Origin of the sequence: Amycolatopsis mediterranei, from assembly GCF_026017845.1 — a bacterium.
Taxonomy (GTDB): Bacteria; Actinomycetota; Actinomycetes; order Mycobacteriales; family Pseudonocardiaceae; genus Amycolatopsis; species Amycolatopsis mediterranei.
The window spans coordinates 7,398,741-7,411,829 of record NZ_CP100416.1 but is presented as its reverse complement, the minus strand read 5'-3'; the positions used below and the strand labels follow the sequence as shown (position 1 = coordinate 7,411,829).

General features: G+C 68.9%; 14 protein-coding genes. 10 read left to right on the top strand and 4 right to left on the bottom strand.

The annotated features are described in order from the left end of the window. Window positions 1-84 precede the first annotated feature (84 nt). The 4 genes from ISP_RS33050 to ISP_RS33035 all read left to right on the top strand — a co-directional run bounded on the left by ISP_RS33050 (window position 85) and on the right by ISP_RS33035 (window position 3,015). Entirely contained in the window at window positions 85-927 is an 843-nt protein-coding gene (locus ISP_RS33050) for a G1 family glutamic endopeptidase (RefSeq protein ID WP_013228226.1), read from the top strand. Window positions 928-962: 35 nt separating this feature from the next. Next, window positions 963-1,583: a hypothetical protein gene (locus ISP_RS33045; RefSeq protein WP_230468471.1), complete on the top strand. Its 621-nt coding sequence runs from the start codon at window positions 963-965 to the stop codon at window positions 1,581-1,583. A 150-nt stretch (window positions 1,584-1,733) separates the two neighbouring features. Continuing rightward, a complete protein-coding gene (locus tag ISP_RS33040) occupies window positions 1,734-2,378 on the top strand; it encodes a response regulator transcription factor (RefSeq protein ID WP_230468966.1) in 645 nt (214 codons plus the stop codon). A gap of 124 nt (window positions 2,379-2,502) precedes the next feature. Next, entirely contained in the window at window positions 2,503-3,015 is a 513-nt protein-coding gene (locus ISP_RS33035; protein ID WP_230468470.1) for a hypothetical protein, read from the top strand. Window positions 3,016-3,027: 12 nt separating this feature from the next. Here the strand turns inward: ISP_RS33035 and ISP_RS33030 are convergent, their stop codons facing one another. Further along, a complete protein-coding gene (locus tag ISP_RS33030) occupies window positions 3,028-3,798 on the bottom strand; it encodes a hypothetical protein (RefSeq protein WP_013228222.1) in 771 nt (256 codons plus the stop codon). Between the two features lie 32 nt (window positions 3,799-3,830). Further along, window positions 3,831-4,409 (bottom strand): TetR/AcrR family transcriptional regulator, encoded by a 579-nt coding sequence (locus ISP_RS33025; protein WP_013228221.1) that lies wholly within the window; start codon window positions 4,407-4,409, stop codon window positions 3,831-3,833. Window positions 4,410-4,498: 89 nt separating this feature from the next. Here ISP_RS33025 and ISP_RS33020 point away from each other — a divergent pair, with 89 nt between their 5' ends. Continuing rightward, window positions 4,499-5,461 (top strand): ketopantoate reductase family protein, encoded by a 963-nt coding sequence (locus tag ISP_RS33020; protein ID WP_013228220.1) that lies wholly within the window; start codon window positions 4,499-4,501, stop codon window positions 5,459-5,461. Beyond that, a complete protein-coding gene (locus ISP_RS33015; RefSeq protein ID WP_013228219.1) occupies window positions 5,458-6,117 on the top strand; it encodes a cytochrome P450 family protein in 660 nt (219 codons plus the stop codon). The genes ISP_RS33020 and ISP_RS33015 overlap by 4 nt, the downstream gene beginning before the upstream one ends. Here the strand turns inward: ISP_RS33015 and ISP_RS48390 are convergent. After that, the gene (locus tag ISP_RS48390) at window positions 6,053-6,571 is read right to left on the bottom strand and encodes an amidohydrolase family protein (protein WP_230468469.1); all 519 of its coding nucleotides are present in this window, start codon (window positions 6,569-6,571) and stop codon (window positions 6,053-6,055) included. The two genes, ISP_RS33015 and ISP_RS48390, sit on opposite strands and share 65 nt — an antisense overlap. A gap of 122 nt (window positions 6,572-6,693) precedes the next feature. On the opposite strand from ISP_RS48390, the gene ISP_RS33005 reads away from it, so the two are divergent. The 3 genes from ISP_RS33005 (at window position 6,694) to ISP_RS32995 (ending at window position 8,976) form a co-directional block, all read left to right on the top strand. Beyond that, a complete protein-coding gene (locus ISP_RS33005) occupies window positions 6,694-7,035 on the top strand; it encodes a hypothetical protein (protein ID WP_013228217.1) in 342 nt (113 codons plus the stop codon). 334 nt (window positions 7,036-7,369) lie between these two features. After that, a complete protein-coding gene (locus ISP_RS33000; protein ID WP_013228216.1) occupies window positions 7,370-7,924 on the top strand; it encodes an RNA polymerase sigma factor in 555 nt (184 codons plus the stop codon). A 29-nt stretch (window positions 7,925-7,953) separates the two neighbouring features. Then, window positions 7,954-8,976: a hypothetical protein gene (locus ISP_RS32995; RefSeq protein ID WP_230468468.1), complete on the top strand. Its 1,023-nt coding sequence runs from the start codon at window positions 7,954-7,956 to the stop codon at window positions 8,974-8,976. Between the two features lie 33 nt (window positions 8,977-9,009). Here the strand turns inward: ISP_RS32995 and ISP_RS32990 are convergent, their stop codons facing one another. Further along, complete coding sequence (locus ISP_RS32990) at window positions 9,010-11,223, bottom strand: DEAD/DEAH box helicase family protein (RefSeq protein WP_230468467.1); 2,214 nt, start codon at window positions 11,221-11,223, stop codon at window positions 9,010-9,012. Window positions 11,224-11,630: 407 nt separating this feature from the next. Here ISP_RS32990 and ISP_RS32985 point away from each other — a divergent pair, with 407 nt between their 5' ends. Continuing rightward, window positions 11,631-13,088 carry an endo-1,4-beta-xylanase gene (locus ISP_RS32985; protein ID WP_013228213.1) on the top strand — a complete coding sequence of 486 codons (1,458 nt, stop codon included), beginning with the start codon at window positions 11,631-11,633 and terminating at the stop codon, window positions 13,086-13,088. Window position 13,089 lies beyond the last annotated feature (1 nt).

Here is a 13,089-nt window from a genome sequence, read left to right as displayed (position 1 = left end):
TCAGGGCCGTTTCAGCGCTGCCTGCCAGATTCGGCGGGGACCCGGATGCCGATGCCGGTGCCGATCTTCGCAGACAGGACTCCCATGAAACTTCGACGGCTCCTGCCGCTCACCGCCCTCGCGGCGGCGGCGGTCGTGTTCAGCGCCGGGGCCGCGGCGCCCGCGAGCGCCGCGAGCACACCCACCGGGTACGCCGGCAGCCCGTTCGGCGGTGCGGCCCAGCACACCGGCCGCTCGCCCGCGGTGGCCGGTCCGCTGGTCAACGCGACCTCGCGGAACTGGGCCGGCTACGCCATCACCTCGTTGTCCACACCCGCCGCCACCTTCACCCACGTGCACGCTTCGTGGACGCAGCGACCGGTCACCTGCCCGACGTCGGACGCGTGGGCGGTGTTCTGGGCCGGTTTCGACGGATGGACCAACGGCACGGTCGAGCAGGGCGGCAGCTCGGCCCGGTGCGTCAACGGCACCCCGGTCTACCAGCTCTGGTGGGAGATGTTCCCGACCAACGCGATCCAGCCGGTCCTGAACATCAACGCCGGCGACTCGGTGAGCGCGGACGTCACTTACAACGCGGCCACCGCCCAGTTCACGATCACCGTCGCGGACGCCACCCAGCACACGAGCTTTTCCACCACCCAGACGTGCGCGGCTAACCTCGTCTGCTCGCGGAGCAGCGCCGATTGGATCGTCGAGGCCGTGGGCCGGTTCGGGACGAACGACTTCTTCCCCCTGGCGAACTACGGCCGGGCGCTGATGGGCAACACGGTCGCCACCGACAACGCGGGCCACGGCGGGTCGATGACCGCGAACTCGACCTGGCAGCGGACCAAGATCCAGGAGCAGGACGCGACCACGACCTACGCCACCACCGGCGACACCAGCACGAACGGCCAGAACTTCGCCGTCACCTGGGCGCACCAATGAGGCCGGCACGTCGCGCGGCGATGGTGGTGTGCGCCGTGCTGACCGCTCTGGTCACGGCCGGGGCGCCGGCGCTGGCCGCGAACCCGATCACCATTTCCAACGGGCTGTTCAACAACAGCGCCGCACTCGCGTGGTCGTCGGCGCCGGCCACCACGATGGGCGACCGGACCGTGACCAGGACGACCACCGGGGTGCAGGGGCTCGTCGTCAGCGGCCCGACCGGGTCGGTGTTCCACCAGACCCTCGGCGTGTCGAGGTACATGTTCATCGGTACCCACAACTACGTCCTGATCCTGGAATCCTCGACCGGCGCCGGCCCCGGTACCCGCTCGGTGTCCCTGGTCGACTTCACCACGACGCCGCCTGCCGAGCGGCCGATCCTGTCCGTCCTGGCCTCCTCGGCGGCGGTCAGCTCACCGGGCGTCCAGTTCAGCGTCGGGACCGGCGACGCGTTCTTCGTGTTCGCTCCCACCGGCACCACGGTCGCCGGGCTCGGCATCTACCGCAGTGACAACGGCACGATCCTCTGTCCCGGGCCACCACCGCTGACGCCGACCGGCCAGCTGTTCGGCGAGGCCACGGCGACCCAGCTCCGGATGAAGATGGGCGGGACGGTGCTGGCCGCCTGCGCCCGCCCACCCGGCACCAGCGGCTGACCGGCTTCGGAGGGGGTGTCCGCGGTTTCGCGGCACCCCCTCGCTTGTTGCCCGAGGTCGAACGGCGGCGGTAGAGTTCTCGGTCGGATAACTCGACAATGCCGGTGTCCAGGCAGAGGCTGACCGTGGGGGGAACGAGCCTTGAGTGACATGCAGAGACCTTGTGTTGCACCCGTCCGGGTTTTGCTGGCTATTCGCGGCCGGACATTGTCGGCCGGTTTCGACGCGCTTCTCGGCGGTGACGTCGAAATCGTCGCCGTGAATCCGGACGTGGTGGTCGCCGATTCCGCGCTGGCGGAAACCGTCGAAAGCCTGCTGGCCGGGTTGAATTCACCGCCGGTGGATCGTGTCGTCCTGCTGGTTCCCGAGTGCCCCTCCTCCTCCCTGCTCCAGGAAGCGGTGGAGGCGGGCGTTCGCGGATTTGTGGTCAGGGACGGCCCGATCGACGAAACACTCCGCGCCATCCGGGCGGTGCACGCCGGGCTGCCGTGGTTCGACTCGTCCGTCGCCCACCGGCTGCTCCGGCTGATCGCCGACCGGCGGCAGGGTGGTGGCTGGTCGGCCTTCAAGGATGATCCGTTCACCCCGCGCGAACGCGAAGTGGTCGAATGCCTCGCCGAGGGGATGTCGAACACCGAAATAGCCGCACGGATGTCCATGGCGCAACGAACCGTCAAATACCACGTTTCGCACGTGCTCGCGAAACTCGGCGCGAGGGACCGGGCACACGCCGTCGCGCTGGCTTACGGCTCCGGCTTCCGCGCCGTTCGCAGCGGTGCCGGAGCCCGTCCCTGAGGACACTGTCCCCGTCCCCCGGGGCAGGGAAAGGCCGCCCCGGGGGACGGGGACAGTGCCGCCTATTCCTCGTTAGCGTCGGTTCGTCAGCAAGAAACGCACCGAATCCGAGGGGTTGGACGAAGTGAGGATTCTGAACAGGTTCCTGGCCGTGGCCGGGCTGTCCGCCGTGGCCGCCGGTCTGCTGGGGGCCCCGGCGCAGGCCGCGACGCCGGCGGCGCACGGCAAGGAAATCCGGTACTGCAAGACGGTGGTCGACGGTCCCAAGGAAGCCTCGAAAGTGGTTTCCCGGACCTGCTCCGCGGACAAGGGGGCGCCCGCGCTCGCGGCGGCGCCCGCGGAAACGGTCCTGATCACCTTCTTCGAAGACGCCGGTTACGTCGGGTACTACGACAGCGTCTACGGAAAGTACGGCGCCTGCGACTCGTCCGGATACGGGTTCTCGGACCTGACCGGCGTCCAGCTGGGCGTCAACGGCATCAGCTCGTACTACTACTACAACAACTGCAACGTGCAGCGTCTCTACACCGACACCTACTACGGCGGCACGGCGAGCGGCGCCCTGTACGGCGACCGGTTCTACGTCGGCGACACCTTCAACGACAACGTGTGGTCGATGCGGGTCTGGCACAACTGACCGCCGCCGGGCTCACCGCGGCGGGGCCCCGAGCGCTTCGGCCACCGCCGACCGCACCGCGGTCGACCTGGTGACGGTGCCGGCGGCGATGCCCCCGGCGGGTTCGGTCAGCGTGCTCCGCTCCCCGAGGAACCGGCCGGTCAGCGGGTCGACGAACAGCTCCTCCCGCCGGCCGGCCGGTTCCACCACGAAGGCGGCGGCAGGCTCGCCGCGGACGTCGGCGCTCTCCCGGACGAACGTTACCTCCGGGGCGAGCAGCAGGGCGCCGTACAGCGCGGCCCGCAGGTCCGAGGGCACCAGTCCGCTGCGGAGCAGGTCGGCTGCGTAGGTGAACGGGCCGTGGTAGCCGCTTCGCTCCGGGCTGTCCCGCCGCAGCCGGTCGTAGAGCAGCCGCGGGTCGCGGGGGACTCCGGCCAGGAACTCGGTGTTCGGCGTCTGCCACGAGCCCGGCACCGGTCCCGGCGGCTGCCCTTCGCCGGCGTAGAAGTTCCCGTACGGCGCCTGCCAGCGCCCGGTCGGCCAGTGGGCTTCGGTGCCGAATCCGTCCGCGGCGGCCTGCTCTTCCGTCCCGGAGAGCCAGACCCTGGCGCCGGTGGTCCGCCGGTCGAGCAGCCAGTCCTGTGCCGGGTCGGCCGGGACCCAGAGCTGGAGCACGTGTTCGGCCAGGTAGGCGTACCGCTTCTTGGGGCCGCCGAACATCGCCGTCCACCAGGCGTGGGTGCCGATGTACCGGTACTGGCCTGAGCCGAGCGGCTCGTCGGTCGTCTCCGGAAGTTCGTCCATGTGCTTTCGCCCCCTTCGGTCCAGTGTACGAGCTATCCGTCCTGGCCCCGCCTGGTCAGCCCGTCCAGCACGAGGGTGATGACACCGTCGGCCTCGGCCCGCCAATCCGGGCGGTCGTGGGCCGCGCCGATGCCGTGCAGGGCCATCATCACGGCGCCGGCGTCCACGTCGTCGCGAATGGCGCCCGCCTGTACGGCGGCGGCCACCAGGTCGGTGACCGCCTGCTCCAATTCCTGGCTGCCCTCGGCGAGGGCACTCGAGCGATCGGCCCAGAGCGTGGCCAGCGTCCGGGCGAGGCCCTCGTGGGCAGCGATGTGGTCGACCATGTCGCGGAGGAAGGTCGCCAACGCCTCCGCTGCGGGCAGCGTGGTCTGGAGCCGGCGGGCGCGGTCGCACAGCGTCGCGACTTCCCCGCGGTAGACCGCCTCGGCCAGTGCCTCCCGGGTGGGGAAGTGGCGGTACAGCGTGCCGGTGCCCACTCCGGCCAGGCGGGCGAAGTCATCGAAGCGCAGGTCGAAAAAGCCGCCGGCAGCAGCGACTTCCCGGGCGGTGGCGAGCAGGGCGTCGCGCTTGCGCCGGGCGTCGGCTCGCAGGGGCTTGTCGACGGTCATGTGCTCCCTCGCGTTGACAAATGGAGATGATCTCCATATTTTGAAAGTGGAGATGACCTCCAGATCGATCGTACTCCGCGAGGTGCAGCGTGAAGATCCTGATGTTCGGCCGAGGCGTGATCGGCACCGTCTACGGCTGGGCCCTGGAACGGGCCGGGCATGAGATCGAGTTCTACGTCCGCCCGGGCCGCGCGGCGACCTACGGGGACACCGTGGACCTCGACCTGCTCGACACGCGGCGCCGGATGCGGGGGGAGCGCGTCGTCGAGCAGTGGCCGGTGCGCTACCGCGAGGCGCTGGAGCCGGACCACGACTTCGACCTGATCGTGCTCAGCGTGTCGCACCACCGCCTCGCGGAGGCGGCGGCCTTCCTGGCCCCGCGGGTCAGCGGGGCCACGGTGCTGGTGTTCGGCAACATCTGGGCCGAGCCGACGGCCGCGATCGGCGCACTCCCGCTCGACCGGATCGCCTGGGGCTTTCCGCAGGCCGGTGGCGGTTTCGGCGCCGACGGCGTGCTCCGCGGGGTACTGCTGCCGTCGGTCGTCTTCGGCACCCTCGGCCGGCCCCCGACCGACCGGGAGCGAGCCGTGCGCCGGGTGTTCCGCGAGGCCGGTCTCCGGCTCAAGGAGCGTCCTGACTTCCGCGGCTGGCTGCGGGTCCACTTCGTGTCGGATGCCGGCCTGCACTCGCAGGGCCTGCGGCGGGGTTCCCTGTCCGAGCTGGCCGGGTCGACGGGTGACTTGCGTGAGGCGTTGCTGGCCGGCCGTGAGTTGCTGCCGCTGCTCGAGGCGCGCGGCGTTGACCTGCGACGGCACCGGGGCGGTGTGTTGCTGTTCCGGGCGCCCGCCTGGCTGACGGCGCCCGTGTTCGCGTGGCTGACTGCTCATGTCGCGCTGGCGCGGATGACTCTCCAGGCCCATTCCGACCCCGAGGCTCAGGAGCCGCGTGAGGTCTGCCGGGACACCCTGGCCGAAGCACGACGATTGGGCATTTCGGTACCGCGGCTGGAAGCGGCGGAACCGTACTTCGCCCGGGAGGGGAAAAAGTCATGACTACCACCGAGAAGCGCGAGTTCCCCATGGCCCGTACGTGCCCGTTCGCGCCCCCGCCGGCGTACGAGGAGATCCGCGAAGAAGAGCCGGTCTCGCGGGTTCGTCTGCCCGACCGTCGGTGGGCGTGGGTGGTCAGCCGCCACGAAGACGTGCGAACCATGTTGAAAGACCGGCGGTTCAGCGCCGACCGGCAGCATCCGGACTTCCCGCAGCTGGTCAAGGGCGGGGCGGCGTCCCGGCGGCCGGACGACGAGCGCACCCTGATCGAGATGGACGCGCCCGAGCACGGGCCGGCGCGCAAGGCCGTGCTCGGCGAGTTCACCGTGCGCCGGAGGGAGGCGCTGCGGCCGCGGATCCAGGAGATCGTCGACGGGCAGATCGACGCGCTGCTGGCCGGGCCGAACCCGGGCGACCTGGTCGAGGCGCTGTCGCTGCCGGTCCCGTCCCTGGTGATCTGCAAGATGCTGGGTGTGCCCTACGCCGACCATGAGTTCTTCCAAGAGCACACGGTGAAGATGTTCAAGCAGTCGACGCCGCCCGAGGAGCGGGGAGCGGCCATGGGGGCCATCCAGGGCTACCTGGCCGACCTCATCACTGAACCGGCCCGCACGACAGGACACGCGGGCCCCGGACCTTGCCTTTCGCGATCGTGGTGACAAGGCCGCCGTCGACCCCGCCGGTGTCCCGGACGGTGGTGAAACCGGCGTCGAGCGTCGCGTCGGCCGTGGCGAAGATGTCCGCCGCGAGCTCGGCGGCGCTGAGCCGGAACGAGAACTGCGGCTGGATCGGGCTCGACAATCCCAAGTGGACGTGGGCATCGATCAGGCCGGGCGTCATCGTCAGGCCTCCGGCATCGAGGCGCTCGCCGCGCGCGCCGGAGGCCCCGACCTGGGTGATGTGCCCGTCTTCGATGCTGACGTCGACGTCGACCGGGTCGCGACCCGATCCGTCGACGACCGTCGCGCCGACCACTTGAGCCTGTCCCACGAATCGTTCCCGCCACTGGCGCGCGAGCGTCTCCTCGCCCGGCTCCTCGACGCCTTCGGCGAGGACCTTCCCGCGCCGGAGGTGTCGCTGCGGGAGATCGCCGCCAGAGCCGAGACGAGCCACGCTCTCCTGAGATACCACTTCGGGTCACTCCCGGGCGTCTTGGCGGCGATGCTGAAGGAGCAGCGCTCGCGGGACAACGCGACCCTCGTCGAGGCCGCTCGGCAGGGCACTTCGACGACCTCGTGGTCGCGATCTGGCGCGCCTACACGCGGCCGGAGCAGCTGTCGCGAGTACGCGGCTTCTTCCACGTCGTGGGACTGGCTGCGTATCGCCCTGAGGACTTTCGCGAGTTCATCGACTCGCTCGACGACCTGACCAAGGTGCTGGCCTCGCTCGCGGAACGGGAAGGGCGCGACGCGAAGGAAGCGCTGACTTTGGCCACCGTCACCATCGCCGCGATGCGTGGCTTGCTGTTGCCGGAGGTTCTCACGCCGACAGCCCACTCGAAGGACGCGGTCGCGTTGCTCTTGCGCATGAGCAAGGACCGATCCGCTCCACGGACACGCCCGGGGGCCAGCGGATAGCCGCCGGTCGCTCCCGGCCGACGTTCCCAGCTGCCGGGCCTGCGAATGCAGGCGGGCGTCCGCCATGGTGCGGTCGTCACGGACGATCCGCGCCGCCCGGCCGTCGTCGGTCCTGTTCCTCCCCGACACGCCCTGCGGCACGACCTGAGGACGGAGCCGGCCCGTCAGGCTGTCACCCAGACCAGGCGCAACAGCGAGGTGGCGAAGGCACGGGACTTCGCCCTCGCACACGGTCTGACCAGCGATGTTCGTCATGCGCTGACGTAACCTGAACGCTTTGGGCGCGCGTTGGCAAAGACGGGGTGTCAGGGCGAAGCGAAACCCGAGGAGCTTCATGTCGTCAGACGCGGAACTGATCGGTAGGTCGCTGCGCGGAGACACCGATGCCTTCGTGGAAGTGATCAGCCGGCACGAGACCGCGCTCGGGAACTACCTGGCGCGCAGAGTGGGGCGGCAGGCCGCCGAGGACGTGCTCGGCGATGTGTGGGTGGCGGCTTACGAGTCCCGTGCGAAGTACGACCGTTCGTATCCCGAAGCCAGGCCTTGGTTGTACGGCGTCGCGCTGAACAGGCTGCGCCGGCACTGGCGGTCCGCACCGGCCGAGGAGCCGGCGCCGGACCTGAGCGGCGTGGCGAGTGACTGGGATCCCTGGCCGGCGGTGGATGCCCGCGTGGACACGCAGGCACTGCTCGGCAGGGCACTGGCCCGGCTCAAACCGGAAGAGCGGGAAGTGCTGGGCCTGGTCGCCTGGGAGGACCTGACCGTCGCCGAGGCCGGGCGGGTGCTCGACATCCCGGCCGGCACGGCCCGCCGCCTGTTGCACCAGGCGCGCAAGGCATTGCGTGAAGCCCCCGAAGTGGTCGCGCTGCTGCAAGTCCCGACAACGTGAAAGACAAACCCATGGATGAAATGGATCTCATGAAGAATCTGCGTGACGTGCCGTCCCCCCGTCCCGAGGCCTATGACCGTGCCCGCACGGCACTGCAGACGGCGATGGCGGAACCCGCGGCCACGGTCGTGCGACCGAAGCGCCGGCTTTCCTGGCCCAAGGTCAGCGTCGCCGCCGTGGGCGCGGCAGCCGTCGCGGCGGCTGTGGTGATCGGTACGTCAGGCGGCAGCGTCCCGGCCGGTCCGGCCGGCGCGGCCCCGGCCCCGGCTCCGCAGGCGGTCGAGGTACCGCTGGTGAAGCTGGCCTCCGCGGTCCAGGCGGCCGGCACGCAGCCAGGAGACGCGTCGCTGATCGTCAACGAGAAGTTCGGGCTGGACAACAAGCCGGACCTCAACTACACCCTCTACACCGACAAGGGCGACCAGTTCACGGGCGACTCGGCGAAGAGCCTGGTGGACGCAGTCGCCAAGGGCGACGCCCAGCCTGCCACGCCGTACGACCGGAACGTGATGGCGGCGGCCCGTCTCGCCGCGAACGGCGACGTCGACAAGGCCAGGATCGCGATGATCACCGCGTCCGGCAATCCCCTCGGAGTCGGCCTGAGCCCCGCCGAGGCGGACAAGGCCTGGGCGGCCGCCCAAGCGGAGACCGCGGAGCTGTTCCGCAAGATGGGCAAGCCGTTTCCCGGCCCCAAACCGCGTCCGACGGGCAAGGACCTGGAGAACCTCATCAACAACCACCTGTTGAGCAACATCAAACACGCGCTGTTCGCCAACGCCGCCGACGCGGAGGTCCGCGCGGGCGTGCTGAAGCTGTACGCGACCATCCCGGACATGATCGTCGGCAAGACCAGCGTCGACGGCCAGGCCGCGCTGTCCCTCACCGCGCCCCCCGCCATCCTGGACGGCAGTACGGACGTCCTCATCATCAACGCCGGCAACGGCCTGCCGATCCGTGAGGAGATCACCTCGGCGGAAACGTCCAAGCACTATGTGGTGAACTACAAGTCCTCCCGCGTGACCATCGCCGACGTGGCCGCGGGCAAGATCTGAGCCTCGTGCCGAACTGTCCTGGGAGGGCCGAGATCATCTCGGCCCTCCCAGTCGCATGGGGAACATGGCGCCGGCGCCGGACCTGCCGCCCGGCTCCGGTTGGTGCGGTGCTGTCCGGAACGCCTGGTAGCGCTGTTTGGTCACGCACAAGACGACGGCGTGCATGAACCTCTCGCGGTCGGGCACCTGCACCGCCCAGCGCTCGTCGGTGCGCGTGTTCCACAGCACGCCCGTCCGGTGGCCGCCCATCACGAGGTAGAGCGCCAGCTGGAGGAACATGGCGTTGTCGAGTTCGGAGACGAACTTGAGCTCGAAGACCTGACCATCGTGCACGGCGTCGGCAACACCCACGAACGAGATCGCCGTCGCCGCCGGTGACGCGACAGCCGTACCGGACAGCTGCATCGGCACCTGGGCCGCGCAATCACGGGGCAGCTGTGTCGCCAGCCGCCTCGTCAGCCCGTCACGAACGTCTACGCTGACCTTTCTGGTGACCTGTTCTGCGTAGCGCATCTGGTCTGTGTCGACGGCGGTCAGCAGCAGCGAGTTGTGCCAGGGGTCTTCACTGAGCTTGACGCGCAACTGCTTCGCGATCGGTTTGGGGTTCAGCATGACCTCGAGGGCGGGGTTGTACCTGTCGAAGAACACCGCTTCCTGGTAGTGCCCCACCACGGGAGAGAGGTCGATCAGCCCGTCGACGCGGTCGATGTTGATCTCCTGGCCCGCGCCGTCGTCGAGGCGTCGCCGGTCGAGCAGGTCGACGCACGCCTGGAGATTCTCCGCGTAGGTGAAGTCGAAGCATTCCGACGCCAGAAACGGTTTCTCGTACTCGGGTTGTTCGTCATCCGGCAGCTGGGTGAACCGTTGCACGGGGATGAAGCCGATGCTTTTGGGTTGCCGGTGCGCCTGTTCCGAGCGCACGAAGACGACTTCGTGCTTTCCGCGGGACGCTGCCACCAGGAAGACGTTGCGCATGACGGTTTTGTCCACGCCCGGGAACCCGCAGCGCATGTCCCACATGGCCTCGTCGTAGTCGAACACCACGCTCGCCGGCCGTTCCAGCCCCTTGCTGGAGTCGAATGTCGTGAACACCGCGGTGTCGTCGCCGTAGGTCACCGACGTGTCACCATCGCGGATGGAGGCGTAGACGGTCTCCTTGTTGAAGACCTCACCGTGCTTGCGTTCCAGGTGATTCAGTGCCTCGGCCATCTGGCCGTTGCGTCTGCCCAGGCAGAGCAGGTCGCCCGGCTTCTTCGCGCTCATGAATTCGAGCGCCTCGCTGTAGGATACGTATCGGAGCGTCTGGGCGGGGTTGACGCCCACCACCGGCTTGTTCCACGCCTCGCCGAGCAGCGCGCCGAGTTCCCGGCCGACCCGGAAGGACTGCGTGAACGGCATCAACTCGGCTTGCCGGGTGATCTCCCTGGCGAACCGCTGGACGTCCAACGTCGTGTTCGAGTGCACTTTCTGAGCCAGGTCGCCGACCAGCACCGTCTGCATCGACGGGTTCAGCGACTTGATGTGGCGCAACAGTTGTGCGTATTCCTCGTTGATGTCCTGGTACTCGTCGACCACGAGCAGGTCGAACCTCGGGAACGATGCCGAGAGGCTGGTGAACGCCGCGTTGAACCGCCGGATGGATTCATCGAGGCCACACTTGATGCCCGCCCTGACCAGCGACGGGTACACGATACCGTGGTAGTTCTGGACTTTTGCGTGTTTCACCCGGCGTTGCGCATCGGCCTTCAACAGTTTGCTGTACGTCAGATACAGCACCCGCCGGTCCCGGCCCACTTCGGTGCACAACGCCTGGATCGCCGTGGTCTTACCCGATCCCACTGTCGCATCGACGATCACATCCTGCCCCGCCCGCACCGAGTCGAGCAGCCGCCGCTGTTCGTCACTCAACGTAACAGGTGATGTCGCGGTGTCACGGCCAGGATTCCGGCGCCGGCCCGAAGTCCGGGCCGGGGTCGTGGCCGCGGCAAAATTCGGGTCGGCCGACAGCTGTCTCCGCAATATCGCCTCGGCATCAGCGCGCAACTCCGGCCGCAGTTCCGGCGGCAACAGCACCTGACACCGTGCCTGCAGCGCGCCGGTCGTGCGCTGCAACGCCCCCGCGAGTGTTTCCAATGGCGCGCCGCGCCGAAGCCCGTCCAGCAGCATTGCGGTATCGCTTGCCGACCAGGCCGCACCCGCGCGGCGCGGTGCGGATCCGGCACCGTCCCTCCGGCTGTCAGTAGTCACGTCGTCACGTTACCAATGGCCGACGACGAAATTGCCGGTTTCGCGAACCCGGGGCCCGACGCGCAGCAGCCCGCCGGGAACGGCTGGTGCGCGAGCGTGCGACCGGAAAGAATGGTGCGTTCGGCGGACGTTACGTCGTGAGTCGGGAACGGTCAACTTCGATCGCCTGTCGCTGTAAGTTTCATCAGTCGCCGGGCCGGCGGAGTTCCCGCCCGTGTACGTTTCACGGTCACTTGACACCGATCATCGCCGGGGAGTTATCTGTTTTCGAGGTCACGCCAGGAATCGGTGCCGGACCGGTCGCGATGGCATCAGGCCGCCGTGCCGCTTCACCCGCCGACGTCTGCCCATCGCCCCCTTCGGACTACGCCGCCCGCAGAGATGTCAACGACGTCATCGGAGGTCGCATGCGCCCCTTCACCCGCAAGCCGCGTCGGTCGCCGCGCTCCCGGCGCGGTGCGCTCGTTGTCGCGATAGGGCTCGCGCCGGTCTTCGCCGCGGTCGCGGCACCGCCCGCGGATGCGGCGTCGACGCTGCGTTCGCTGGCCGAGGCCCAGAACCGGTACATCGGCACCGAAATCACCGGCAACATGGTGAACAACGCGACGATCACCTCGCTCGCCGGCACCCAGTTCGACATGGTCACCCCCGGCAACGAGATGAAGTGGGACACCACCGAGCCCGGCAACGGTTCGTACAACTTCGGTCCCGGCGACAACGTCGTGTCCTTCGCGCAGGCGCACAACATGCGCGTGCGCGGCCACAACCTGGTCTGGCACGCCCAGCTCCCCGGGTGGGTGAACAGCCTGCCGCGCAACCAGGTCCAGGGCGCGATGGAAGCGCACATCACCACCGAGGTGAACCACTACAAGGGCAAGATCTACGCCTGGGACGTGATCAACGAACCCTTCAACGAGGACGGCAGCCTGCGTCAGGACGCCTTCACCAACGCCATGGGCACCGGCTACCTCGCCGACGCGATCCGCACCGCGCACAACGCGGACCCGAACGCCGTGCTGTACATCAACGACTACAACATCGAAGGCGAGAACGCGAAGAGCAACGGTCTCTACAGTCTCGCGCAATCCCTGCTGTCCCAAGGCGTGCCGCTCGGCGGGATCGGCCTGGAAAGCCACTTCATCGTCGGCCAGGTCCCGTCGTCCATGCTCGCGAACATGCAGCGCTTCGCGGCACTCGGGCTGGACGTCGCCGTCACCGAGCTCGACGACCGCATCCAGCTGCCGGCCTCCGGTAGCAGCCTGCAGCAGCAGGCCAACGACTACGCCACCGTGGTGAAGGACTGCCTGGCGGTCACCCGCTGCCCGGGCGTCTCGCAGTGGGGCGTCGGCGACGCCGATTCCTGGATTCCCGGGACCTTCCCCGGCTACGGCGCCGCGAGCATGTACGACAACAACTACCAGCCCAAGCCCGCCTACAACGCCACCGCGACGGCGCTGGGCGGCCCGCCTGCCACCAGCGGCGGACCGGTGCACGCGGTGGGCGCGGGCAAGTGCCTGGACGTGCCCAACTCGACCACCACGGCCGGCACACAGGTGCAGATCCGGGACTGCTCGGGCGGGTCGAACCAGACCTTCACCCACAGCTCCTCGGGCGCGCTCAGCGTGTACAACGGCGGCGACTGCCTCGACGCCAGCAGCCGGGGCACGAGTGCCGGCACCAAGGTGATCATCTGGCCCTGCAACGGCCAGGCCAACCAGCAGTGGACCGTCAACGCCGACGGGACGGTCACCGGCGCGCAGTCCAGGCTCTGCCTGGACGTCACCGGAGGCTCCACCGCCAACGGCGCCCTCGTCGAACTGTGGACCTGCACCGGCCGGAGCAACCAGCAATGGACGCTCGGATAGC

Excerpts from the sequence above, each read along its gene's own strand:
- ISP_RS32995 (WP_230468468.1), top strand. The coding sequence starts at position 7,954 with ATGAAGAATCTGCGTGACGTGCCGTCCCCCCGTCCCGAGGCCTATGAC.
- ISP_RS33025 (WP_013228221.1), bottom strand. The coding sequence starts at position 4,409 with ATGACCGTCGACAAGCCCCTGCGAGCCGACGCCCGGCGCAAGCGCGAC.
- ISP_RS33015 (WP_013228219.1), top strand. The coding sequence starts at position 5,458 with ATGACTACCACCGAGAAGCGCGAGTTCCCCATGGCCCGTACGTGCCCG.
- ISP_RS33030 (WP_013228222.1), bottom strand. The coding sequence starts at position 3,798 with ATGGACGAACTTCCGGAGACGACCGACGAGCCGCTCGGCTCAGGCCAG.
- ISP_RS33050 (WP_013228226.1), top strand. The coding sequence starts at position 85 with ATGAAACTTCGACGGCTCCTGCCGCTCACCGCCCTCGCGGCGGCGGCG.
- ISP_RS33040 (WP_230468966.1), top strand. The coding sequence starts at position 1,734 with ATGCAGAGACCTTGTGTTGCACCCGTCCGGGTTTTGCTGGCTATTCGC.
- ISP_RS33000 (WP_013228216.1), top strand. The coding sequence starts at position 7,370 with ATGTCGTCAGACGCGGAACTGATCGGTAGGTCGCTGCGCGGAGACACC.
- ISP_RS32985 (WP_013228213.1), top strand. The coding sequence starts at position 11,631 with ATGCGCCCCTTCACCCGCAAGCCGCGTCGGTCGCCGCGCTCCCGGCGC.